General features: G+C 41.9%; 18 protein-coding genes and 1 pseudogene. 6 read left to right on the forward strand and 13 right to left on the reverse strand.

Annotated features, from left to right (window positions below; genetic code table 11):
• Nucleotides 1–270: 270 nt before the first annotated feature.
• Genes C8N29_RS07535 through C8N29_RS07545 form a run of 3 tightly spaced genes read right to left on the reverse strand, consistent with a single transcriptional unit; the run spans nt 271 to nt 1,643 of the window.
• Entirely contained in the window at nt 271–690 is a 420-nt protein-coding gene (locus tag C8N29_RS07535) for a hypothetical protein (RefSeq protein ID WP_107865450.1), read from the reverse strand.
• Entirely contained in the window at nt 687–1,220 is a 534-nt protein-coding gene (locus C8N29_RS07540) for a hypothetical protein (protein ID WP_107865451.1), read from the reverse strand. Before C8N29_RS07540 ends, C8N29_RS07535 begins: the two co-directional genes overlap by 4 nt.
• A 3-nt stretch (nt 1,221–1,223) precedes the next feature.
• Complete coding sequence (locus tag C8N29_RS07545) at nt 1,224–1,643, reverse strand: outer membrane protein assembly factor BamE domain-containing protein (protein ID WP_107865452.1); 420 nt, start codon at nt 1,641–1,643, stop codon at nt 1,224–1,226.
• An 861-nt stretch (nt 1,644–2,504) separates the two neighbouring features.
• On the opposite strand from C8N29_RS07545, the gene dcm reads away from it, so the two are divergent.
• Nucleotides 2,505–3,878 carry a DNA (cytosine-5-)-methyltransferase gene (dcm, locus tag C8N29_RS07555; RefSeq protein ID WP_107865454.1) on the forward strand — a complete coding sequence of 458 codons (1,374 nt, stop codon included), beginning with the start codon at nt 2,505–2,507 and terminating at the stop codon, nt 3,876–3,878.
• Between the two features lie 3 nt (nt 3,879–3,881).
• Here dcm and C8N29_RS07560 read toward each other — a convergent pair whose 3' ends face one another.
• The gene (locus C8N29_RS07560) at nt 3,882–4,538 is read right to left on the reverse strand and encodes an NgoBV family restriction endonuclease (RefSeq protein WP_107865455.1); all 657 of its coding nucleotides are present in this window, start codon (nt 4,536–4,538) and stop codon (nt 3,882–3,884) included.
• A 177-nt stretch (nt 4,539–4,715) separates the two neighbouring features.
• Here C8N29_RS07560 and C8N29_RS07565 point away from each other — a divergent pair, with 177 nt between their 5' ends.
• The gene (locus C8N29_RS07565) at nt 4,716–5,720 is read left to right on the forward strand and encodes an integron integrase (RefSeq protein WP_107865456.1); all 1,005 of its coding nucleotides are present in this window, start codon (nt 4,716–4,718) and stop codon (nt 5,718–5,720) included.
• Between the two features lies 1 nt (nt 5,721).
• Here the strand turns inward: C8N29_RS07565 and C8N29_RS07570 are convergent, their stop codons facing one another.
• The 7 genes and pseudogenes from C8N29_RS07570 to C8N29_RS07600 form a co-directional block, all read right to left on the reverse strand.
• Nucleotides 5,722–5,994, reverse strand: a complete 273-nt coding sequence (locus C8N29_RS07570) for a YeaC family protein (RefSeq protein WP_107865457.1) — start codon at nt 5,992–5,994, stop codon at nt 5,722–5,724.
• Nucleotides 5,994–6,884, reverse strand: a complete 891-nt coding sequence (locus C8N29_RS07575) for an NAD(+) kinase (protein WP_107865458.1) — start codon at nt 6,882–6,884, stop codon at nt 5,994–5,996. The genes C8N29_RS07570 and C8N29_RS07575 overlap by 1 nt, the downstream gene beginning before the upstream one ends.
• Nucleotides 6,881–7,960: a cyclic nucleotide-binding domain-containing protein gene (locus C8N29_RS07580; protein WP_107865459.1), complete on the reverse strand. Its 1,080-nt coding sequence runs from the start codon at nt 7,958–7,960 to the stop codon at nt 6,881–6,883. Before C8N29_RS07580 ends, C8N29_RS07575 begins: the two co-directional genes overlap by 4 nt.
• A 163-nt stretch (nt 7,961–8,123) precedes the next feature.
• A complete protein-coding gene (locus C8N29_RS07585) occupies nt 8,124–9,596 on the reverse strand; it encodes a hypothetical protein (protein ID WP_107865460.1) in 1,473 nt (490 codons plus the stop codon).
• Nucleotides 9,597–10,027: 431 nt separating this feature from the next.
• A pseudogene (locus C8N29_RS07590) lies at nt 10,028–11,302 on the reverse strand (acetyl-CoA C-acetyltransferase); the annotation flags it as partial.
• A 330-nt stretch (nt 11,303–11,632) separates the two neighbouring features.
• Nucleotides 11,633–12,403, reverse strand: a complete 771-nt coding sequence (locus C8N29_RS07595) for an alpha/beta hydrolase (RefSeq protein ID WP_107865462.1) — start codon at nt 12,401–12,403, stop codon at nt 11,633–11,635.
• Nucleotides 12,404–12,478: 75 nt separating this feature from the next.
• Entirely contained in the window at nt 12,479–13,942 is a 1,464-nt protein-coding gene (locus C8N29_RS07600; protein WP_107865463.1) for an NAD(P)H-hydrate dehydratase, read from the reverse strand.
• A gap of 90 nt (nt 13,943–14,032) precedes the next feature.
• On the opposite strand from C8N29_RS07600, the gene queG reads away from it, so the two are divergent.
• From queG to C8N29_RS07620, 4 genes are all read left to right on the forward strand, one after another.
• The gene (gene queG, locus C8N29_RS07605) at nt 14,033–15,109 is read left to right on the forward strand and encodes a tRNA epoxyqueuosine(34) reductase QueG (protein ID WP_107865464.1); all 1,077 of its coding nucleotides are present in this window, start codon (nt 14,033–14,035) and stop codon (nt 15,107–15,109) included.
• A gap of 75 nt (nt 15,110–15,184) precedes the next feature.
• Entirely contained in the window at nt 15,185–15,661 is a 477-nt protein-coding gene (locus C8N29_RS07610; RefSeq protein WP_107865465.1) for a DUF3015 family protein, read from the forward strand.
• 33 nt (nt 15,662–15,694) lie between these two features.
• Nucleotides 15,695–16,168 (forward strand): DUF3015 family protein, encoded by a 474-nt coding sequence (locus C8N29_RS07615; RefSeq protein ID WP_107865466.1) that lies wholly within the window; start codon nt 15,695–15,697, stop codon nt 16,166–16,168.
• A 218-nt stretch (nt 16,169–16,386) separates the two neighbouring features.
• Complete coding sequence (locus tag C8N29_RS07620) at nt 16,387–18,267, forward strand: Lnb N-terminal periplasmic domain-containing protein (protein WP_107865467.1); 1,881 nt, start codon at nt 16,387–16,389, stop codon at nt 18,265–18,267.
• 83 nt (nt 18,268–18,350) lie between these two features.
• Here C8N29_RS07620 and C8N29_RS07625 read toward each other — a convergent pair whose 3' ends face one another.
• Both C8N29_RS07625 and C8N29_RS07630 read right to left on the reverse strand, forming a co-directional pair.
• Nucleotides 18,351–20,252, reverse strand: coding sequence for an acyl-CoA synthetase (locus C8N29_RS07625; protein ID WP_107865468.1), 1,902 nt, complete (start codon nt 20,250–20,252; stop codon nt 18,351–18,353).
• Between the two features lie 307 nt (nt 20,253–20,559).
• Nucleotides 20,560–22,140, reverse strand: coding sequence for a bifunctional 3-(3-hydroxy-phenyl)propionate/3-hydroxycinnamic acid hydroxylase (locus C8N29_RS07630; RefSeq protein ID WP_204509299.1), 1,581 nt, complete (start codon nt 22,138–22,140; stop codon nt 20,560–20,562).

Below are 22,140 nucleotides of genomic sequence, written 5' to 3' on the forward strand. Positions count from 1 at the left end.
TAGCGATGCAGCCAGATGAATTATAACAACTCAAATATACGCGTAAAACCCACAATAACAAATAGATATAAGATAAAAAATATACAGCAAATCACACGCTAATAGTTGTCCAACTACACCGCTAAGGGGTAACGTCCCGACAGCAAAATCAACAACTGAGACGTACCTCAGAACTATCGAAAAATGCCCCGTAATTGGCTGGGGCGTTATCCCACTTGAGCGGAAAGTTAGGGGGTTAGCTCCAAAATTACCCCCTTATTCTATAGCCCACTATTCGCCAGCATGAGCAACAAGAAACAATGATTTCTCAAGTGAAGAAAAAAAGTCTTGGTAATGCTTTGGATCTTCAATCGGAGTAATATTGAATTGCGCATTAGCTCGCACTAACATGCGATCACTCCCCTTAGGACGCACCGACACCGTAATTTTGATTTGATGACCATCAAGTTTTGTACCACTAACACTACCAAGCACTAAGTCTGCTCGATCAATAACAAAGCCTAAATCTTGAAGTGTCGAAATCGTTGCACGCAACACCTTTTCTTTATCTGTGGTATCAAATATTCTTGATTGGTAGCTGCGCTTTTGGAGCTGTGTCTCATTGCCAGAATCTAATACACGCTGATTAGTTGTAGCGCAGCCTGTTAAAAACGATGTAAACAAGAATATTACAATAAATAGGTTCTTCATATTTTCTGCGCCTCAAGAAAAACTGACTTTGATACACGCTCATAAAAATCCGTGTATAGCTCTGGCTCACGAAGTGTTTCCGCATACATAGAGTTATCAGTACGCCGCACCACTCTCTGAAATGTAACACGAACAAAATGGCTATCAAGTATTGCTTTACCATTACTATCGCTAACGGGGCGCACAACAAAAGAAACGCGAATTGTCTGATCTTTGCTAATTGGCATTGCTCCTCCGCCAAGAAGAGCAACAAAAACTGCTGCTGCGACCTCACCCCCACTAGTAGCATCGCGCTGCTTGCTTGCTGTTAAAACGCCAAGCTTGGTTTCTGAGTTCTCAAGATTAAAACCTAAGTCTTGGAGTGCATTTGCACTTGCTGTAATTAAATCAGCCTCTTTAATACCATCATAACGACGGGTTTCTAAGTGTCGCTGCTGCAATAATTCTGGTGTAACCACAAAAGTATTCGGTGGAACAGCCACACATCCTGCAAGAAAAAGCATTCCAATAATGATTGGTAATCTGTTCATTTGTTAAAATCTCGATGTATGATACGCGAAATCACGAACTTTCCCGTCTCTATCAAATTTAATGATGACTGTCAGCGTACGCTGGCTTGTTGAAGATGCTCCAGTCTCCCCGACGAAGCCAAGAAAAAGAGCATTAACACCTCCAGTGCTAGACGAGTAAGCACGGTCAGTGGCAATTTTATCGTATATCCAAACCTCGCGACGCTCTTCATCCGTAGATACTATATTGGGTGACCCCAGTATAGATGCCACATCAGCACTACTCATCCCAACACGAACTTCTTTCTGCACCTTGCCAACAGTCATACGATCTGTAGAGCTGTCTTGGACATTTGCCCTGTGGTGGGCTGCGGATTGACACCCAGCAAGCATAGCTAAAATTAGTGATGCTAGGAAAAAACAACTTTTTTGGTTATTTTGCATATTTGCCCCCTGAACTATAAAGAAAATGACAAATCACGAATACATATCTCCCTAACTATACGCTAAGGGGTAACGCCCCATAGCAAAATTAACCTCTGCACAGTACGCACAGAACCCGAAAAATGCCCTGTAATCGGCTGGGGCATTATCCCACTTAAGCGTGAAGTTAGAAAGGTGAACTCACACTACAAATAACATTGCTTAACTACACAAATCACAACTTGTGATTAACAGATAGAGCACTGCCTTTCCTGCCGCTCGGCGCAACTAAACAAGCCTAGCGATGCAACCATATAAATGGTAACAACTCTAATACTCGTAAAAATCACAACAGCAAATCAAGATATGATAATAACTTTACAATTAGCATTTAGAGCAACGAACAAATGTACCACGTGAAAACTCACGCTCAGCTACTGCCTTCGCTTCCACCTCCGAAAGGACTAAAAACCAACCTCCATCACGTCCCATCTGGTCACGCGGCTTTAATTGCGTACCATAAGGCTTCGGAATATAAGGGCAATCTTCTCTATGGAGAGTCGATGTACGAAGCGGTTTATCTATATTAAGTAACATAGGCTTTTATCTCTAATTTTAATAATTCTAACTAATCGCGTAAGGTGCAAGCACCCACAACAAAATAAACAAAAACTCAGTAATCACTAAATTCATAAGTAACTCCATAAGCGGCTGGGTGCTTGTCGCACTTGACGCAGAAGTTAGAATGAGGCCACATAAAGCTATACGTCACAACACCCAAAGGCATTGTATTAGAAATAACTGGAACCCCTTTACTAAAAGTGCTAAAATACAGACATAAGCCTAGAGCTTATTGATTTTTTGGTCAAGTGGAACTTAAACATGAAAACAGACATTAAATTTATTGATTTATTTGCAGGAATGGGCGGTTTTCGGCTTGGCTTTGAAAATGCCTGTAAAAATCTAAACATTAAATCCGAATGCGTTTTTACGTCTGAAATTAAAGAACACGCCATAAAAGTGTATGCTGACAACTTCAAAGATTCTTCAATTTTTGGAGATATAACAAAAATTGAAGCTAGAGATATTCCTGATTTTGATGTGATGCTTGCTGGTTTTCCTTGCCAAGCATTCAGCAGTGCAGGCAAAAGACAAGGATTTTCAGACACTCGAGGAACTCTGTTTTTTGAAATTGAACGGATACTACAAGAAAAGCAGCCCCCTGTTTTTATTTTAGAAAATGTAGATGGGCTAATTAACCACGATAAAGATATAAAATCTGATGAAATGGGTAGAACACTAAGAGTGATTTTAGAAAAACTACACAAATTAGATTACAAGGTTAATTGGCAAGTCCTTGATGCTAAAAACTTTGGTTTAGCTCAAACACGAAAAAGAATTTTTATTGTTGGCACTAAAAAAAATATTGTTAGCCTCACAGATTTTCCATTAGTTAATGCAAAACTTAAAGATATATTAGAATCAGGCAAACCTGTGATGACAGGAAAATTAGCCAAGCTATTGCTATCGCATTTTTCATTAACAGAGCTTTATGGAAAGTCCATCAAAGACAAAAGAGGCGGGAATGACAATATTCATAGCTGGGATATTGGCTTGAAAGGTGAAATATCGACCGAACAGAAAAAACTATTAAACCTTATATTACTGTCACGAAGAAATAAAAAGTGGGCTGAACTTAAAGGCATAGAATGGATGGATGGTATGCCATTGACAATAAAAGAAATACAAACGTTTTACCAACACGAACATCTTAAAGAGATGTTAGATGATTTAACTGCCAAAAATTACTTGAAGTTTGAATATCCAAAAGATGTAGTAGAAATCACAACTGACGGCAAGACAAAAAAAATTCGTCAGTATCGGGAAGACTTAGCCAAAGGCTACAATATAGTTGCAGGTAAACTTAGCTACGAAATTAACAAAATTCTTGATCCTGAAGATATTACGCCTACATTGGTAGCAACCGATTTAGATAGAGTGGTTGTGCCTGATAAAGTCGGCATTCGCAAACTCACAGATATAGAGCAATGCCGACTTTTTGGCTTTCCTGACAACTTTAAGCTCAATATTTCTGAACGTTTAGCACACGATTTATTTGGCAACACTGTACCAGTTGCCGTTGTTACTGCTATATCTCAACGAGTGATTGAACAAATATTCCTAGATAAACAAGAATATCCTAAACAGATACAGCCTAAAAAATCTATTCCGTGTCAATTAACACTTTTAGCTTGATGATTACAAAGGGGTATTTGTTGCTTGAAAATATGCTTTCTCTACGGAATCTAACCAATTTATATTTTGTGCTGGATAGCGTTGTGGGTGAAATTTATTTAATGCTTCTGCTAGAGCAACAACAAAATCACGTCTAGAGTTAAAAATTTTTGGTGTTTTACTGCGCCAGTTTTTTGGGCGTATATTTACAGGCACATTTTGTTTTACTTGAAGCTCTAAACAGTTTGTCGGTGATACTCCTGTCATCTCCCACACTTTCTTTACCCAAAAATCAACTATTTCCACTGTTTTATTACTGGAGCGATAGCCAAAAATTAAATGGTCTGAATCTAAACGCTGTGGATGTTCAAGCAATGAACGAGTATAAGCATCAAAATTACCAATATCAAAAGCAGGACTAGCATCGTAGTTAAACGCTTTAATTTCTAAATGCTGGCCATCACCAAGATAAAAATCAGGCCAATCTTGTGCATTTGACGGTTTAGAAAAAACTATTTTCTTTGATAACATCCAGTTTTCAAACCATTCTTGTAAAACTCCACCCACAATATCCTTAGACGCAACATGAAAAGAAATTCCAGCCAAATCAAAACTAATAAAGCCTTTTTTACCTTTTATGTTTTCTTCGTTCAATAATTGTTCTATTTTCTTAATATACATTGATGAAATACCGTATTAAATATAAGGATTAGCAATTCTGCCATAAAAACTAGCAAAAACACAAAAAACAAGAATTCTAACTTAATTTTACACACCAAATCTTATAATCCACGTATAGCGGATTATAACGACTTATGTATAATATAACTAACATCCAAACACAAGGATTTATGAGATATGAACCCCATAAAAAGTGTTGCAAAAGATGACTCCAAGCCTGAGCCTAAAGTTTTAGACTTACTTCGCCAGCGTATCAGAGCATACCATTACAGTATCCGTACTGAAGATGCTTATGTACAATGGGTCAAACGTTTTATATGGTTCAATGAACATAAACATCCTAATCTCATGGGTAAAGTTGAAATAGAGAATTTTCTAGTACATCTAGCTAATCAAGGGTTTATGTCTGGTTCTAGTCAAAATCAAGCATTAGCTGCTTTGCTTTTCTTTTATAAACAAGTACTTGGATTTCCTGCAGAACAATTCAATGATATTTTACGCGCCAAACGAAAAACGAAATTGCCTACAGTTTTAGCAAAACAGGAAGTTGAACGTTTGTTAGATGGTTTAGAGGGTGTTATTGCGCTGATGGCACATTTATTATATGGCACCGGTATGCGTTTGATGGAATGTGTACGTTTACGCGTACAAGACATTGACTTTGAGTTGAATCAGATTATGGTACGCAATGGTAAAGGCTCTAAGGATAGAGTCACTATGTTACCCACACGATTAAAGGCAAGCCTAAAGTCGCAAATTCAATCGGTCAGCCAACTTCATCAACAGGACAAACAAAAGGGCTATGGTGAAGTCTATCTTCCTTATGCCTTAGAAAAGAAATTTCCTTACGCTAGTCGGGAGTTAGGTTGGCAATACTTATTTCCAGCACAACGCTTATCGTTAGACCCAAGAACACAACGCGTGCGCCGCCACCATATAGACGAAAAATTACTCCAAAGGCAGATTAAGTTAGCTGCAATCGCATGCAATCTGAATAAACATGTCACACCACATGCACTTCGCCACTCATTTGCCACCCATTTATTACAAGCGGGCTACGACATTCGAACCGTACAAGAGCTACTGGGACACAGTGACGTGCGCACGACTATGATTTATACGCACGTTCTGAATCAGGGTGGCAAAGGCGTAATTAGTCCGTTAGACCGTTTAGACACCTGATTTAGTGTAAAAACTTAATCGTTTGTTCTTGATTATGGTCATGGTCGTCACAAGTTTCACCTTCTTTTTCACCTTTATGAATGTAACCTGTACGCTCTTGTTCGGGCAAATGTTGCATTTCCCATACTAAGACAGCCTGCATACAGGTTTCACGCTGTTCGTCTGTCACACGACGACCATCAGGCCATTTGCCTAACTCCACCGCACGTTTGAGATTTGCAACAATGTCGGGGGTTAGTGCAGCTAATACAGCAGCAAAAGTATCATGGTTCATTAATCATCACCTTTAATCGGATTGCCCCACCCTAGTTTCGTTCGACAAGCGGCATAAAAGTCGTAACCTGGTGGATGTATCAATTTTAACTTAAAGGGATGCTTAGTGATATAAACCCAATCACCTGCGTTTAGACTAATGCCTGTATGACCATCTGGACTGACTAAGGGTTTAAGCGTGGTTTCGGTAATACGAATTTTAATTTCACTGTCGCCATCCACAACAATAGGTCGACTTGATAAGGTATGAGGATGCATGGGTACAAGAACAATCGCATCTAACTTAGGATGCATGATTGGCCCGCCACCAGATAAAGCATACGCGGTAGAGCCTGTGGGTGTGGCAACAATTAAGCCGTCCGAGCGCTGGCGATAGACAAATTGCCCTTCGATATATAACTCAAATTCGAGCATGTGTACCGATTTACCCGCATGCAAGACCACATCATTGAGTGCTAAGGCCTCTGCAACGGGCTCGCCATTAGACCTAACCTCCAACTTTAATAAAAATCGTTGGTCTGTCGTATAATTCCCTCGCAGTACATCTTGCACTTTGGCAATCACTTCATCGGGCGAGATATCAGTCAAAAACCCTAGACGACCACGATTCACACCTAAGACGGGTGTTTTATAACGAGCCAGCGCGCGGGCTGCATGTAATAATGAACCATCGCCACCGACGACAATCACTAAATCACACACTTCACCTAACAGCGACCTAGAACACACTTGTAAGCCTTCACGCTGCATCAAATGTGCGGTATGTTCGTCATAAATAACAGTTAAGCCTTGGTGTATTAGGTATTCTTCTAATAAGTTTAAGGTATCAATGACTGAGGCACGGTCTGGTCGGCCAATTAAACCAATATTTCTAAAATTGTCTGTACTCATGCTGCTTCCAAATATTGCGCTCGCTCCGTTGCAGAGAGAGACCACAAACCACCCGCTAATACAGACGCATTATAACCTTGAATGCCTAATAAAAAGGCAGCGGCTGCACTGCGTTGGCCATTATCACAGCATACAATATAATGTTTGTTTAAGGGAAGTTGGCGCGCTTTGAGACGTATGTCGGCTAAACTCAGGTGCATAGCACCTTTTAAGTGAATGAGTTGATATTCCTCAAGTAATCTGATATCTAACCAAACCGCTTCTTGAGAGTTAACCACGGCTTGTGCTAAGGAAAAACTCATACTTTGTACACTGGGCGCACGCAATAATCGGTCAAAGTCTTTTTGTTCTAAGCGCATTAATAAGCCATCTTCAAGCATCACAACATCGGCATTACGTGGTGCATTTTTTAAGAGGCCTTCTTCACCAAAAAAACCGCCTGTTCCTAAGTAGGCAACGGTTAATACTTCGTTATGGTCTAATTGTTTTACCTCTGCACGCCCCGATTTAATAAAGTAACAGCAATCGGCTTTATCCCCCATGCTAATGACTTTTTGTCCCTTTTTCACAGGCACTTCAATCAAGGCATTCAGTAACTCTAAAATATTCATTGGTGGTAAACGGTAAAAAATGTGCGACTGCAATAAATGCAACACCCATTCTTTATCCATACTCGGGGGCAAATTGGCGAATAATGCTTTGGCTAGACTGCTTAAACTTTGCTCCCATACCAAAGCATCATGCAGGCGCTGTTGGTTGACGGTAAGAATATTGATAGGCGTATGCGATTTAATGGTAAATTGACGGGGGCGACTGTCTACTAAGGCATAATTTGCTGCTGGTTGAATGGCATTTAATAGGGTTTGCTGGCCATGATGGTCTATTAATGCCACTGTACCACTGAGCAAAAAGACAGTTTTATCGTCACATTCACCATAACGACAAATAATACTTTCGGGCGGTAATGACTCCACATAACAGCCAGAAACAACATCTTTTAAGCGTTGCGCCGATAATGCATTTAACGGAACAAAATTATGTAAGACGTCTAAGGCTAAAGTTTTGCTGGTAATCATCGCTCATTATTCTCTGTCTAGGGACAAACTTTTTATGCGGCTTTTGCGTATTCAAATCCTACATGGATGAGTGTGTGGTCTTAGCATGTATTTTAATGTGTCGGACTGAGACTTTATCAGTTGATACAGACCGTGACTCATCGACTAAAAAGTTTATCTCGGGCTAATTAAATTTGAGAACATTCATAATGGCGGCATCCATCAGTTGATGACGGGCGCAACGGTCAGACTGCCCTGCAACAAATTTACTAGGCGAGTCGGTACGAATTAAGCGTGAGTTACAACACTGACCATCCCCTATATCCATCATACAACGGGGGTTTTCATAATGTTTTAACCATGCTTTATAGTGCCCAACACTGACCAAACATTTCTCGGCAACATAGGCGGTCGGGTCTTGTGTATAGGCCGCCAAGTCATTCACAGGCACAGACAAATTGCCTACACCTGGATGGAATGCTACAAAACTCATGCCAATACTTTCTAGACGTCGTAAAAAGCTATCTGCACCTGCTTCTTGTTGCTGTGCTTGCGCTAAACCGAGTGCTTCAATATGCTGTTCATACTCTTTAATTTGTGCTTCATAGTCATGTAATTCGGCATACAATGATTTCATTTTTAATAAATAACGACTGACTTCTTCTTCTAATCGTTTGTCTAAAGTTAATAAATGCTCTGCTTGTAAGCGATTGATACGGGCTTGATATTCTTGTTCTTTGGCATCTAAGACACTGGCAAAATGTTGTTGTTCTTGACCAGCCGCACTGAGGGCGATGTGCAGTTCATAAATCTGCTTCTGATTAACATCACGTTCCTGACGTAAGGACTCTTCAATACCCGTTAAACTGATAATTTGATTATGTAAGGCTTCTAAGCGTTCTTGTTGCGCTTGTAATTGCTGATTTAATGCTTTTTGCTGCTCAACCAACTTCATGTTTTGTGTTTGTAAAATATCCAGTTGTTGTTGATGAACATAGGATTGTAAGGTGATAGTTTCATTTTTCTCTGTGGTGAGCGTTTGCAGTTGTAAACTCAAGTCTTGTATTTTTTGTTCTAAGAGACTGGTTTGGTCGGTCATAATTGGAAAAAATTGACCTTCCGCTAAAGCGGTTGTGGTCAAAATTGGAATACCTGTTTCGGTAATCGTAAAGCTACTTTGTTTTTCTTCTTCGGCATAAGCCTTTGATTTTTTTATCCCTAGTCGACTACAGGTATCGGGAATATAACGTTGAATTTGAATAAAGGTATTATCCCCTTCTTCCATGAGAGGGTCCCACATCTTAGTGGCATGCCAAGACACAGGACATTGACTGCGACAGGCAAGACGAATCGGGCCTTTGCCTAAATCTGGGCCTAAAGCAGCAATTTCAACCAGATGACTCAATGGAATATTCCAGCCATCAACGGGATAGCCAGTTTTATCAAAACTGATATTAAATAAAGCTACCCCTTTTATGGCGAGGGCTTCATCTAATTGCACATAAGCACCGCGTTTATGGCTACGGGCATATTGCGACATGGGGGCAATACCAGCCACAACCGCATCAAAATCATCATACAGCATGGCTTTTGTGATGCCGTTTTCTGCTGACCAAAATAAGATAAGCTCGGCATACATGGAGGTTTTTTGCAACATATCTCATCCTTAATGAGAAGCGGAACACCATTCATCATTTGTGTTAATGATGTTGCGTTATTGTTATCGATTAAACCCTTTTATAGATGAGCGCACCTTTTTCGGCAAGCACTTGGACGACAATTTCAGTCAATAAATGACAAATTTGGGCATTAGTACACAGCTTTTTGTTTAAGTACCTGTAAAGAATCACTCAATCTTTTTTATAACAAATAAGAATATAAAATAAGGCAATAATTCTTTTTGGCAATTTGAAATAAGCACCTCACTTTAGCAGCCACTAATGAATAAGATATCTTTTATTATTAAGATGGTTGGATTGCTGAAACAAGACACTTTTATGTTGAGATGCTGCAACTCGGCTTGATTAAATCGACATAAAAAAGCCTTAAAGCAATGCTTTAAGGCTTTTTTTGTGAGCATAGGCAAGATTATTTTTCTAAAATTGCCACAACCCCTTGACCCCCTGCGGCACAAATCGAGATTAAACCACGACCACTGCCTTTTTCGTTCAACATTTTGGCTAAAGTCGCAACAATACGACCCCCTGTAGCTGCAAAAGGATGACCTGCTGCCAAAGACGAACCGTTAATATTCAACTTGCTACGATCAATACTACCTAATGCTTTTTTCAGACCCAAACGCTCTTTACAGAACTTGGGATCTTCCCATGCTTTTAAGGTCGCCAATACTTGAGAAGCAAAGGCTTCATGGATTTCATAGAAGTCAAAATCTTGTAGCTTTAAGCCTGCACGCTCTAACATACGTGGCATAGCATACGCAGGCGCCATTAATAAACCTTCTTTTTTATGCACAAAATCAACCGCAGCGACTTCGCAGAAGGTTAAGTAAGCTAATACAGGTAAACCACGCTCTTTTGCCCACTCTTCAGAGGCCAATAACACAACGGCAGCACCGTCTGTTAATGGGGTAGAGTTAGCGGCAGTCATGGTTGCGCCCTCGCCCTTACCAAAACAGGTTTTTAAGCTGGCTAATTTTTCTAAAGAAATATCTTTACGCAAATTATTGTCGCGGCTTAAGCCTTGGAATGGTGTCATTAAATCGTTAAAGAAACCACGCTCGTAAGCCGCCGCCATATTTTTGTGGCTGCTGTAAGCTAATTGGTCTTGGTCTTCACGCGTAATGCCCCACTCTAAAGCAGTAATTGCTGCGTGGTCACCCATTGCCAAACCTGTACGCGGTTCGCCATTACGGGGTTGGTCGGGCATTAAATGTTTGGGACGAATTTTTAAGGCCGCTTTTAGGCGCTCTTGATTGGTTTTTGAACGATTGATTTCCAACAAGATTTTGCGTAAATCATCATTAATCGCTAACGGTGCATCGCTAGTAGTATCGACACCGCCTGCAATACCACATTCAATCTGACCTAAGGCAATTTTATTAGCCACTAAAATAGCCGCTTCTAAACCAGTACCACAGGCTTGCTGAATGTCATAAGCCGATGTTTCTGGTGCTAATTTAGTGCTTAATACGGCTTCGCGCGTTAAGTTAAAGTCACGACTGTGCTTTAATACTGCACCTGCTACAACTTCGCCTAAGCGTAAACCCTGTAAATTATAACGCTCAACTAAACCATTTAAGGCAGCCGTTAACATATCTTGGTTTGATACGTTGACATAAGCGCCATTAGAACGAGCAAAAGGAATACGGTTACCGCCAATAATAGCAACACGACGTACTGTCATATCATCCTCCGTTTGAGGTTTATACGTAAGACTCAGAAAGTAAGCGCAATCGGCTTACATCCTAAAGGTGGTTAGGAAAAGACAAGGCTTTTCATTTAGGACGTGGACGGCTATGAGTGATCGACCCAATAAACGTGCTGTCCTGCGTTTAGGGAGCTGAGATATGGCGTAAGACGATATTTGCCAACCTGTGTCGGTCACAAACAGCTGTTTAACAACCAACTCCCCAAATTTGCACATGACTACATTAACATGTATATGACAAATTACATTGGCATTTGCGCAGGTGCTAGTCTGCCATAAAGCGAACCAACACACGAGTGGCTTATTTTACTGAATGGTCTTAGTCAACCAATCCTCAATATATCCCACCACGTGTTCCCATCCTTCTTCTTGCACAATCCAGTGGGCATGATTGGGGAACTCTCGATACGTCACTAATTCCTTATATTTATCGGCAATTTTACGTTGTACCGAAACAGGTGTAATTCGGTCTTCTTGGGCGGCAATCAATAAAATAGGACACGTCACTTTATTGGTCGGTACACGTGTTGCCCGTTGCATATCAAATAACCAATAGCCTATCTCAAAGGCGGCACGGCCAGACTCATAGACCATGTTGGCATACACTTGCTGTTGTTGTGAGGCAGGTAATAAATGCAACATCGCGTAAACCGCTTCATCAAAACTCAAGCGCATCGGTTTTTGCCAAAAGCGCCATGTCGTCAAAATTGACCAAAAACTCTTTATCACTGAAGGTGTCAATGCCACAATACCCGCAGGTGAAGCAGGCGTAATCAAGACAACGGCTTTGGCTAAGCCCCGACTCGCCAATAATTGTGCCAATAAACCGCCCATCGAATGTCCCATAATAATGGGTTTTACACCCAAGGCCAAAATCTCTTGTTCTAAATCGTTGAGATAATCGTCTAGGCTCAAACTGCCTAATTCGGGATGAGGGGCTTGCGTAGGGTCTACATCGTGATAACGCAGGGTTGTGGCGATACAATGATAGCCTTTAGCTTCTAAATAGCGTTGATAATTTTGCCAATACCATGCACTACCCCACATACCATGTATCATAAAAATGGTTTCTTTCATGCTGCGCTCCTGACATTGTTATTGTTGGCGAACACGGGTTTTTAATGAATATTATGCTATCGTTTGTTGTAACACTTAGGCTCTATTTAATAAAGAGCGTAGATGTTTGAATAAATCTGTGGCTATTACACCACGTTCTCCTTCTTTAGCGGCCTCATCACCTGCTAAAGCATGCAGCAAAACAGCCTTAGCCACGATGTCTAAGTTAAAACCAAATTGACTAATAAGCCCTGCCATGATGCCTGCTAAGGTATCGCCCATACCCGCAGTAGCCATACCCGCATTTCCATAAGGACATAATTGAATTGTTTGTTGATGACCAATTAAACTACCACATCCCTTGAGTAAGACAATGCCCTGATATTGCGTCATTAATGCTTGAAGACTGTTTAATCGGTCATTATCAATCTGTTGATAGGGCTTTGCTAATAAACGTCCTGCCTCAGCGGCATGGGGTGTCAGTACCCAATTGGTTTTGGTTTTAGGTTGTTGTGCTAAAAAATACAGGGCATCTGCATCAACGACTAAAGGCTGCGGACAATCCTGAACGGCTTGCCATAAGGCTTGTCCCCACGCATTACGCCCTAAGCCCATCCCTATGACAATCACAGTAACCTGCGTAAGTAAAGGTAGTAAGTCTTTTGGCTGTTGTACACCACGTACCATTAACTCAGGACAACGAGCTAACAAAGGCATCACATGTTCAGGATGCGTTGCCACAGTGACTCGACCTGCCCCTACACGTAAACAGGCTTCTGCGGTCATCATCACCGCGCCGCCCATACCTTCACCGCCACCAATCACTAAGACATGACCAAAATCCCCTTTGTGACTGTCTTTGGCACGTTTAGGGAAACACAACTGCGTGTCAGTCAATTTTTTAATAGCGACTGAGGGATAGTATGACGCTGGCATATTTAAACTCTGTAAATGGATGTGCCCTACATAGTCACAGGCTTGACCTGTCCATAAGCCTATTTTATGACCAATAAAACACACGGTGATGTGTGCTCGTACAGCATGCCCCATCACCTGCCCTGTATCCGCATTAATACCTGATGGCACATCAACTGCAACGACAGGACAGGCACTGTTATTGATTGCGGTTATCAAGTCCGCCAGTTGTCCTTGCACAGGAGCATTCAAGCCAATGCCTAATAGCGCATCTACTATCACATCTGCGCAGAGCGCTTGTTGTTGCCAACCCTCGATTTTGACACCACAGGCTTGTGCCCTACCTAACATGGTTTGAGCATCATGCGTTTTAGGTGGGCTAGTATAAATGACGCTCACTTGATAGCCTGCTTGCTGCGCTAAATAGGCAAGCACATAACCGTCTCCGCCATTGTTACCTGCACCACAACAAATAATCAGTCGTTTCGCCTGTGGGAAGCGCCTTGTTAGGGTCTGAAATACAGCGTGCCCTGCTTGCTGCATTAACGCTTCGCTAAACAAGCCATCGGCAAAAGCTCGCTGTTCGGTGTCTCTAATTTGCTGACTCGTGAATAGCTGTTGTTCTAAAAGATGACTCGTTGACATGGTATCGTTATCTTCCTTTGCTTTAATCAAGGACACATTTTTTACAGTACCTAGTACGCTATAATAGGCAACTATTCATAGCTTATACCAATGATTATGCAAAAAATTCCCCTGCTTCACGATATGCAAAGCCTCACGCAAGAAATTAAACGCTGGGGACACGAATTGGGCTTTCAGCAAGTGGGTATCAGTGGCGTTGACTTAGGCCAACATGGCCAACATTTACAAAATTGGTTGGCCAAAGGCTATCATGCTGACCTTGACTATATGGCCAGCCACGGGGCAAAACGTTGGCAACCTGACTTATTAGAACCTTATACGCAACGTATTATCAGTGTCCGTATGGACTATTTAGTCGATAAACCCGCACCACGTACCATTAGCTCACATCCACAACAAGGGGTTATTGCCCGTTATGCATTGGGTCGTGATTACCATAAAGTCTTACGCAAACGTTTACAAAAGCTCGCTGAACGTATTGAAACGCATATTCAAGACTTAGAATACCGCGCTTTTGTGGACTCCGCGCCTGTGCTTGAGCGCGCGATTGCCGAGCAAGCTGGACTCGGTTGGATTGGTAAAAATACGATGCTTATTAATCGGCAGGCTGGCTCGTTTTTCTTTTTAGGAGAGTTATTTACCAATTTACCGCTAATTATCGACCAACCTAGCTCTGCACACTGTGGCTCGTGTTCGGCTTGTTTAGATATTTGCCCCACGCAAGCGATTGTCGCACCGTACCAATTAGACGCCCGTTTGTGCATTGCTTACCTGACGATAGAATATACGGGCGTCATTCCTGAACATTTACGTTCCTTAATTGGTAATCGGGTTTTTGGTTGTGACGACTGTCAACTTATCTGCCCTTGGAATCGTTATGCCAATCTTAGCCAAGAAGTCGATTTTCAGGTTCGCCATCAACTTGACCGCGTCTCTTTATTAACGTTATGGTCATGGACAGAAGCAGAATTTTTACAGCGCACAGAAGGTTCGCCCCTCCGTCGTATTGGTTATCAGGCATTTATGCGTAATATTGCGATTGGTTTAGGCAATGCGCCGCCGTCAAAAACCATTATAGAGGCCTTGCAACAAAAGCAACCGATGGTCACCGAAATGGTGCAAGAGCATATTATTTGGGCAATAAAACAGCAAGAAAAGACTTTTTGATGCTTGGCGTGGTGCAAACAATACGTTAATCTCAAGTACTGGAAGACTTTTCTCACGACACAACAGGAAAAAACAATGAAAAAACTACTTGCTATCGCACTTTTAGCCAGTTCCTCTGTTGCTATGGCAGACGATGATGTCGGTTGTGGCTTAGGCACAATTTTATTTGAAGGCAAATCGGGTGTGGTGCCTAAAGTATTGGCCGCCACTACCAATGGAACATATTGGAACCAAACCTTTGGTATCACCTCTGGCACATTAGGCTGTAAAACAGATGGCGTTATTACGTCGCGTGCACGTTTAAGCATGTTTATGGGTACTAATGCTGACCGTTTGGCACGCGATATGTCTGTCGGGCAAGGTGAATCCTTAAATGTATTAGCCGATTTAATGGGCGTGAAAGAACAAGATAAAGCACACTTTTTTCACACAGCGCAGGCTAATTTTAGTGTGATTTTTGCTGATAGTCATAAAACAGCAGGCGATGTACTGGCCGCTTTACAACAAGTGATGGCTAAAGACAGTAAATTAGCCGCTTACAGTGCCGTTTAACCTCCTCAATAATATTGGATTAAGGATAACAACATGAAAAAACTACTCGCTATCGCTTTATTAGCAAGCTCCTCCGTCGCTATGGCTGACCAAGATGTCGGTTGCGGTTTAGGGACAATGGTCTGGGCAGGCCAATCGGGTTTAGCTCCTAAAATTTTAGCTGCAACGACAAACGGGACATCTGGTAATCAAACCTTTGGTATTACCTCTGGCACCTTAGGCTGTCAAGCCAATGGCGTTATTACGTCGCGTGCACGTTTAAGTATGTTTATGGGCACTAATTCAGACCGTTTGGCGCGTGATATGTCTGTCGGTCAAGGTGAAACGCTTGATGTCTTAGCAAACTTAATGAACATCAAGACAGAAGACAAGGCAACCTTTTTCAAAGCGACACAAACTCACTTTGGTAAAATCTTTGCTCCCGAAAACAAAACCGCAGGTGATGTGTTAGCTGCTTTACAAAAAGTTATGGCTGCCGATAAGCAGTTAGCCGCTTACGCAGGTTAAGCCATTTTTTAAGCAACCCCCCTCATTTGAGTAATGCCAGTCAGTTAAGCCATTTTTGCTGACTTCGACTCCGCTCAGTCAACGCAAAAATGCGCCCTGAGCGTAGTCGAAGGGCAGTTTTTAAGTGCCAATTTTTCTTAACTGACCAGCATTAGCTCATTTGAGGGGTTTTTGCTATTTTATATCCTAAAAACTAAAAATCTGACTTCGTCCAACTAATGAAACTCTATAGCCTATTAACGGCGCTTTGCTGTGCCAGTCCCCTTTATGCCGATGCGTTACATACGTGGCAACAACCCGCCAATACACAACAATTAAGCGAACATGGTTATTGGCGTATCTTATTACGTTATGAGCAAAGAGCAGACCAACAATGGCAAAGTATGGTGAGTGACACTAAATTTTTTGTCAGTCCTGACGGTCAGTTAAATCCAAAGGCAGAATTAGAAGCCACCTTAAACGCATTAAGTCAACCCGCCGCACCAGACCAAGGTGTTCGTTGTTTATTTCCTGCACGGGTGGCATGGCTAACACAACAATTAGCTATTCCAGCAGCAGAGATTGCCACACAAGCTTGTCCTGCCTTAGATAATTGGGTGTCGGGCATTAATGCTCACCAAGCGACACTGGTATTTGCGGCTGACTTTACCAACAATCCCTCCTCCATGTTTGGTCATACCTTGCTGAGAATGGATACCGCCGAACAAACCGAAGAAACACGCTTACTCGCTTATGCCATTAACTATGCCGCGCAAACGAATACCTCAAATGGTTTAGAGTTTGCCTATAAAGGCTTGACTGGCGGCTATGGTGGGGCTTTTTCTATTTTGCCCTATTACGAAAAAGTGAAAGAATACAATGATTTTGAAAATCGAGACTTATGGGAATATCAATTAAATTTAAGCCCCAGCGAGGTCAAACAAGCACTCTATCATTTATGGGAAATTAAACAGATTAATTTTCCGTATTATTTTTTGTCTTCTAATTGTTCTTACCAATTATTGGCCTTAATTGAGGCCGCACGTCCCAATACGTATTTACGCAAAGACTTTCCTGTTTATGCCATTCCTACCGATACCTTACGGCGCGTGCTACTCGAAAAAAATATTCTCCGAAAATTAGTTTATCGACCTGCCAGTGGCACAAGTTTAGCCTTTCATGCGCAAAAAAATAGCCATGCCGTGAATCAAAAAGCGAAATTATTAGTCACACAAGTTGATACTTCTTTAGATGGCTTAACGCTGAGTGAGCAAGCTCAAGCCTATGAAATGGCTTATGATTATTTATATTATCAATACTTAGCGCATGAGACAGAACAACACACAGCGCCCAGCAAACTACGCCAATTATTAGTCAAACGTAGTCAATTAACTATCCCCGACCAACGCCATACGCCACCACAACCTGCGGTAGACCCCGCCCAAGGGCATGCAACTGCACGGGTCAGTGTCGGATGGCAAGCACATCAACAACAAAACCTCAGCGTACTTGAATGGCGACCTGCCTATCAAGATTTACTCGATAATGACGAAGGTTATCGTCGCGGTGCTGCGATTGACTTTTTACGTATTCGACTCGGTTATAATCATCAACAACAAGAAGCTAAACTTCTGAATGCCACTCTTCTCAATATTGACTCTTTGGCAAGTCGTAACCCTTTTATTCGCCCAATTTCATGGAATGTCGCTTTAGGATTAGAACAAGCGGCATTGGATGCAGGTGTTTTTAGCGAACAAGAACAGCACAGCGTAGGTTTTGTGCGTGGTGGCGCAGGTATCAGCCAGCATTATGGCGAACAGACTTTATGCTTTAGCCTGACACAAGCGCAACTGCAAATAGGCAATGCCCTAGATATTGGCTGGCGTGTGGGAGCAGGTGTAAAGCTGGGTTGTCGTTGGCAATCTCAAACGTTGGGTCAGTGGTTACTTAGCCACCAAACCCTGTTTATTAGCCACGAGGATGCATGGCAACACAGCGAATTATTCGGCTACCAATGGCAATTCACGCGTGATAGTGCCTTACGCTTGCAAGCTGAATATCAACAACAAGATACACAATCATGGCACAGTATTGGCGCTAGTTGGCTGTATTATTATTAAGTGTGCTGAGTGGAGTCAAAGCGCATTAAACCAACGACTCCGCTCTGTCTAAAACAGAAATATCCAGAATTGAAATTTGGCCGTCACAGCCACTCTACGGTAAAGGTATATTGAGCTAGTTTAGCTTTTAATATGTCAGTATTTCCTTGATAACTGAGTTTGGCAACTAAACCGCGTTTGTTATCTTGCACCACTGCTAATGACTCTAACTGGATATTTAAAGATTCACATTCTTGTAAAATCACCCTTTCTATTTCAAGCATTTGTAAACTTGGCTTAAAAATCTTACCCACTGCGGTAACAGGCATTTTATCAATTAAGCGAATATATTTAGGTTGTGCCGCACGTTCTTGAATATGCTCTGCCAAAAATGCTAATAACTCTTTTTCTGAGCTTTGGCTATTTGGTTTTAATTCCACATAAGCAACAGGCAATTCGCCAGCATAGGCATCAGGCATTCCCACTGCTGCTGCCATTGCTACGGCAGGATGTTGGTGTAGTGGCTCTTCAATGGATTTAGGGTCAATATTATGCCCACCACGAATAATTAATTCTTTTTTTCGACCTGTTAACCAAAAGTAGCCATCTTTATCTTGTCGACCTAAATCGCCTGTGTTTAACCATTGCTGACCGTCTATGGCTATCCATAAACCTTTATTATGAATAGGGTTTAAGTAACCTGAAAAAACATTAGGCCCACTAATGACAATCACACCTACTTCATCTATTTGAGCATCACGCTGATATTGTCCTTGCTCATCTAAGATAATCGCTTTCATCGCTTGCCACGGTAAACGTAAACCAATTGAGCCAATACGGGACTCGCCATCAGGCGGATTAATTGAGGACACACAAGTGCCTTCGGTTAAGCCATAGCCTTCTAAAATTCTTACCCCTGTTTTTTGCTCAAAATTTCTAAAAAGCTCAACGGGCATCGGTGCAGCACCACAGATGGCATATTCTAAAGATGAAATATTGTAGGGGTTGGCATCTTGTTGCATTAAGCCTGCATACAACGTTGGCACACCCGAAAATAAATTAATTTGATAATGTTCCACAATTTGCCAAAAATGCTTTACCACATTAACCCCTCGATACCCTTGGGGTGTGCCTAAAATCACATGGTCACCACGTAACCACGTCATTAAACCTGTGACTAATTGACCATTGACATGAAACAATGGCAAACCACAAAACACATTTTTAGCTTGCTGCTGTTCGGGTTTATTCATCAAATGGGTAATGGCCCATGCGTCAAAGACTTCGTTGCCATGATTTCTGACGGCAATTTTGGGTAAACCCGTTGTGCCACCTGTACAAAAATAGGAAGACGGCTCTTGGGATTGAATCACTCGTCCACTGAGCAAATGTGTAGCAGGCTGTTTTTTCATTAAGCTTCGCAAATTCACAATCTGCAAATTACGAATGCTATGCTGCTCGTGCATAGCTAAATAATGCAAAATCGGCGCTTTAATACCAACATAGGGTGCCATATTGACCCAAACCACGGTACGAATATCTGGCATGTCTTGTAAATGAGCGCGTAACTTTGGCCATAAATCGACATTGGGTGTGGGTGCTAAGGTCACTAATACTGTGGCACGCGCACTACGGATTAATTCGGCAATTTGCCCACCTTCCAATAAAGGGTTAATCGCCATGACAATACCCGTCGCTTCACCGCCCCAAATAGTAAAATGGGTTTCGGGTAAATTCGGCAACACAAAGGCAATCACATCGTCTTTGCTTACCCCTAATTGATAAAAAGCATTTGCAGCACGAGTTATATCAGCAAATAACTGGCTATAAGTCCATGTTTGTTTTTTTTGAAATTTATTGGCATCTAAAAAGAAAGTTAAGGCTGGGGCATCTGGCCATTGTTTAGCACTTTTTTCTAAGGCTACATAAGTGTTGGTTGGTAAATTGTGGTTGGCTAATGGCACGGATTCTAAGGCTTTAATATCTGCTAATTGACGGACACTCATGATTATTCTCCTCTTATTTAAGACTTACGCGGTTATCGCTTTTTTGCTCACATTTCCCCCCCATGCCTTCGGCATCCCCCCTTAACAAGGGGGGACTGAGGGTAATGCCAGTCAGTTAAGAGAAAATTGCCCCTTAAAAATAACCCTTCGACTTCGCTCAGGGTACATTTTTCGTTGGTTGAGCAGTGGTCACTGAGCGCAGCCGAAGTGAGTCGAAACCAACAAAAAATGCTTAACTGACCAGCATTAGGGACTGATGGAGGTAAAAAACGCGCTAATTTCAGTGAAATGCCTAAGTCATGTTCTCTTAAGCCAATAACGCTAAACTTTGCTTGACTAACTGCTCACTTTGGCATGCAGGCGCATCGTGCATAATAATGTGGTCAGGTCTAAGCACAGCCACCCAACCGACAGGCGCATGTTTTGGTAATAACTCGCCTGTTAAATCTTCCCAACTTTCAGTGTCTAAAGCACAACGACCACGTGGATTGATTTGCACAAATTTTCCACCTGCATCGAGCCATGCATGTTGTTGGGTAGGTGATAGATAAGAACGTGGATCTACGCCAAAACCAACCAAGTTAAACTTGTTACCTAACACATCATCACTCCATGCCCCTTGACCTTGATCTTCTCGCAACCAAGCTTGGGCAAGATGATTACCTCGCTCTAAACGCCCCTCTTTATCATTTTTGATAAATAAGCCGTTGCCAAAACGATTACGTGGTTTAATTTTTAAATCATCTATCAAACTGCGTATTGGTGATAAACGGCGTAAGTTTTTGACGGCATTGGCTGATACCATCCCTGCAAGCGGATTAACAGGTTTGATTAACAAGCCCATAGCTCGCGCTAAATCAATCATCGACTTGGCATGAGGACGACGTTCTTGGTCATAACTGGCTAAAATATGTCGATTCGCTTTGCCTTGAACTACCCACGCCAGTTTCCAGCCTAGATTAGCTACATCTCTTAAACCTGCACACAAACCTTGCCCAACAAATGGCGGAGTAATATGGGCGGCATCTCCAACTAAAAACACATTACCCTTGCTAAATTGCTGTGCGACACGGGCATGAAAACGATAAACCGCCGTGCGTTCTATTTGTAAATCGTCAGGATTCGCCCACGGTTTTAATAATTGGCGAATAAATTCGGATTGTAACACCTGTTCGCGTGTTTCGTTAGGCTTCATCATAAACTCCCAACGTTCACGGCCATCAGGTGCGGTCATGTGCGGCACAGGACGCTCTGGGTCACAAGTAAACTCAATGTCATTGATCGGTTGGCGCACCTGACGAGCATCAACAATCAGCCAATCTTGCGGATAGGTTTCACCCAAAAAGTCGATACCTAAACGAGTGCGAATTGTAGAACTTGCGCCATCAGCAGCGACTAAATAACGACAACTGACTTGCTGTGCTGTACCATCTTTTTGGGTTAATTGCAGATGAACTTGTTGACCATCATCAACAAAATCCTGCATTTCTACGCCTGTCAGCGTTTTTACATGTGGATACTGTTTAAGGTTTTGACGTAAGGCTGCTTCCATGTCAGGCTGATAGAAAGTGACTAATTTAGGATGACCATCAATACTGCCTGTGGTATTGACCCGACCAAACTCCCCAGCATAAGGCGAATTAAGGCGAACTTGTGGAATAGCAATTTTTTTAAAGGCATTTTCTTTTAAACCCACCATTTGCAAAATGCGCAAGGCTTCATTATCTAAGGCAATGGCACGCGGCATGGGTAAAATATCATCCGCTTTATCAATCACTAAGGTATTAACCCCATAAGCACCCAATAAATTGGCAAGTGCTGCCCCTGCTGGGCCAAAGCCGACAATGGCAATCTCAACAACCGTTGGTAAAGAAGATATTTTTTTCAT

The sequence above is a fragment of the Agitococcus lubricus genome, from assembly GCF_003051055.1.
GTDB lineage: Bacteria > Pseudomonadota > Gammaproteobacteria > Pseudomonadales > Moraxellaceae > Agitococcus > Agitococcus lubricus.

What these genes read in the sequence shown, in the direction of transcription:
- C8N29_RS07580 (WP_107865459.1), bottom strand. Translation starts at nt 7,960, where the DNA reads ATGATTACCAGCAAAACTTTAGCCTTAGACGTCTTACATAATTTTGTT.
- C8N29_RS07575 (WP_107865458.1), bottom strand. Translation starts at nt 6,884, where the DNA reads ATGAGTACAGACAATTTTAGAAATATTGGTTTAATTGGCCGACCAGAC.
- C8N29_RS07535 (WP_107865450.1), bottom strand. Translation starts at nt 690, where the DNA reads ATGAAGAACCTATTTATTGTAATATTCTTGTTTACATCGTTTTTAACA.
- dcm (WP_107865454.1), top strand. Translation starts at nt 2,505, where the DNA reads ATGAAAACAGACATTAAATTTATTGATTTATTTGCAGGAATGGGCGGT.
- C8N29_RS07625 (WP_107865468.1), bottom strand. Translation starts at nt 20,252, where the DNA reads ATGAGTGTCCGTCAATTAGCAGATATTAAAGCCTTAGAATCCGTGCCA.
- C8N29_RS07630 (WP_204509299.1), bottom strand. Translation starts at nt 22,140, where the DNA reads ATGAAAAAAATATCTTCTTTACCAACGGTTGTTGAGATTGCCATTGTC.
- C8N29_RS07560 (WP_107865455.1), bottom strand. Translation starts at nt 4,538, where the DNA reads ATGTATATTAAGAAAATAGAACAATTATTGAACGAAGAAAACATAAAA.
- C8N29_RS07545 (WP_107865452.1), bottom strand. Translation starts at nt 1,643, where the DNA reads ATGCAAAATAACCAAAAAAGTTGTTTTTTCCTAGCATCACTAATTTTA.
- C8N29_RS07620 (WP_107865467.1), top strand. Translation starts at nt 16,387, where the DNA reads ATGAAACTCTATAGCCTATTAACGGCGCTTTGCTGTGCCAGTCCCCTT.
- C8N29_RS07595 (WP_107865462.1), bottom strand. Translation starts at nt 12,403, where the DNA reads ATGAAAGAAACCATTTTTATGATACATGGTATGTGGGGTAGTGCATGG.
- C8N29_RS07585 (WP_107865460.1), bottom strand. Translation starts at nt 9,596, where the DNA reads ATGTTGCAAAAAACCTCCATGTATGCCGAGCTTATCTTATTTTGGTCA.
- C8N29_RS07540 (WP_107865451.1), bottom strand. Translation starts at nt 1,220, where the DNA reads ATGAACAGATTACCAATCATTATTGGAATGCTTTTTCTTGCAGGATGT.
- C8N29_RS07610 (WP_107865465.1), top strand. Translation starts at nt 15,185, where the DNA reads ATGAAAAAACTACTTGCTATCGCACTTTTAGCCAGTTCCTCTGTTGCT.
- C8N29_RS07565 (WP_107865456.1), top strand. Translation starts at nt 4,716, where the DNA reads ATGAACCCCATAAAAAGTGTTGCAAAAGATGACTCCAAGCCTGAGCCT.
- C8N29_RS07600 (WP_107865463.1), bottom strand. Translation starts at nt 13,942, where the DNA reads ATGTCAACGAGTCATCTTTTAGAACAACAGCTATTCACGAGTCAGCAA.
- queG (WP_107865464.1), top strand. Translation starts at nt 14,033, where the DNA reads ATGATTATGCAAAAAATTCCCCTGCTTCACGATATGCAAAGCCTCACG.
- C8N29_RS07570 (WP_107865457.1), bottom strand. Translation starts at nt 5,994, where the DNA reads ATGAACCATGATACTTTTGCTGCTGTATTAGCTGCACTAACCCCCGAC.
- C8N29_RS07615 (WP_107865466.1), top strand. Translation starts at nt 15,695, where the DNA reads ATGAAAAAACTACTCGCTATCGCTTTATTAGCAAGCTCCTCCGTCGCT.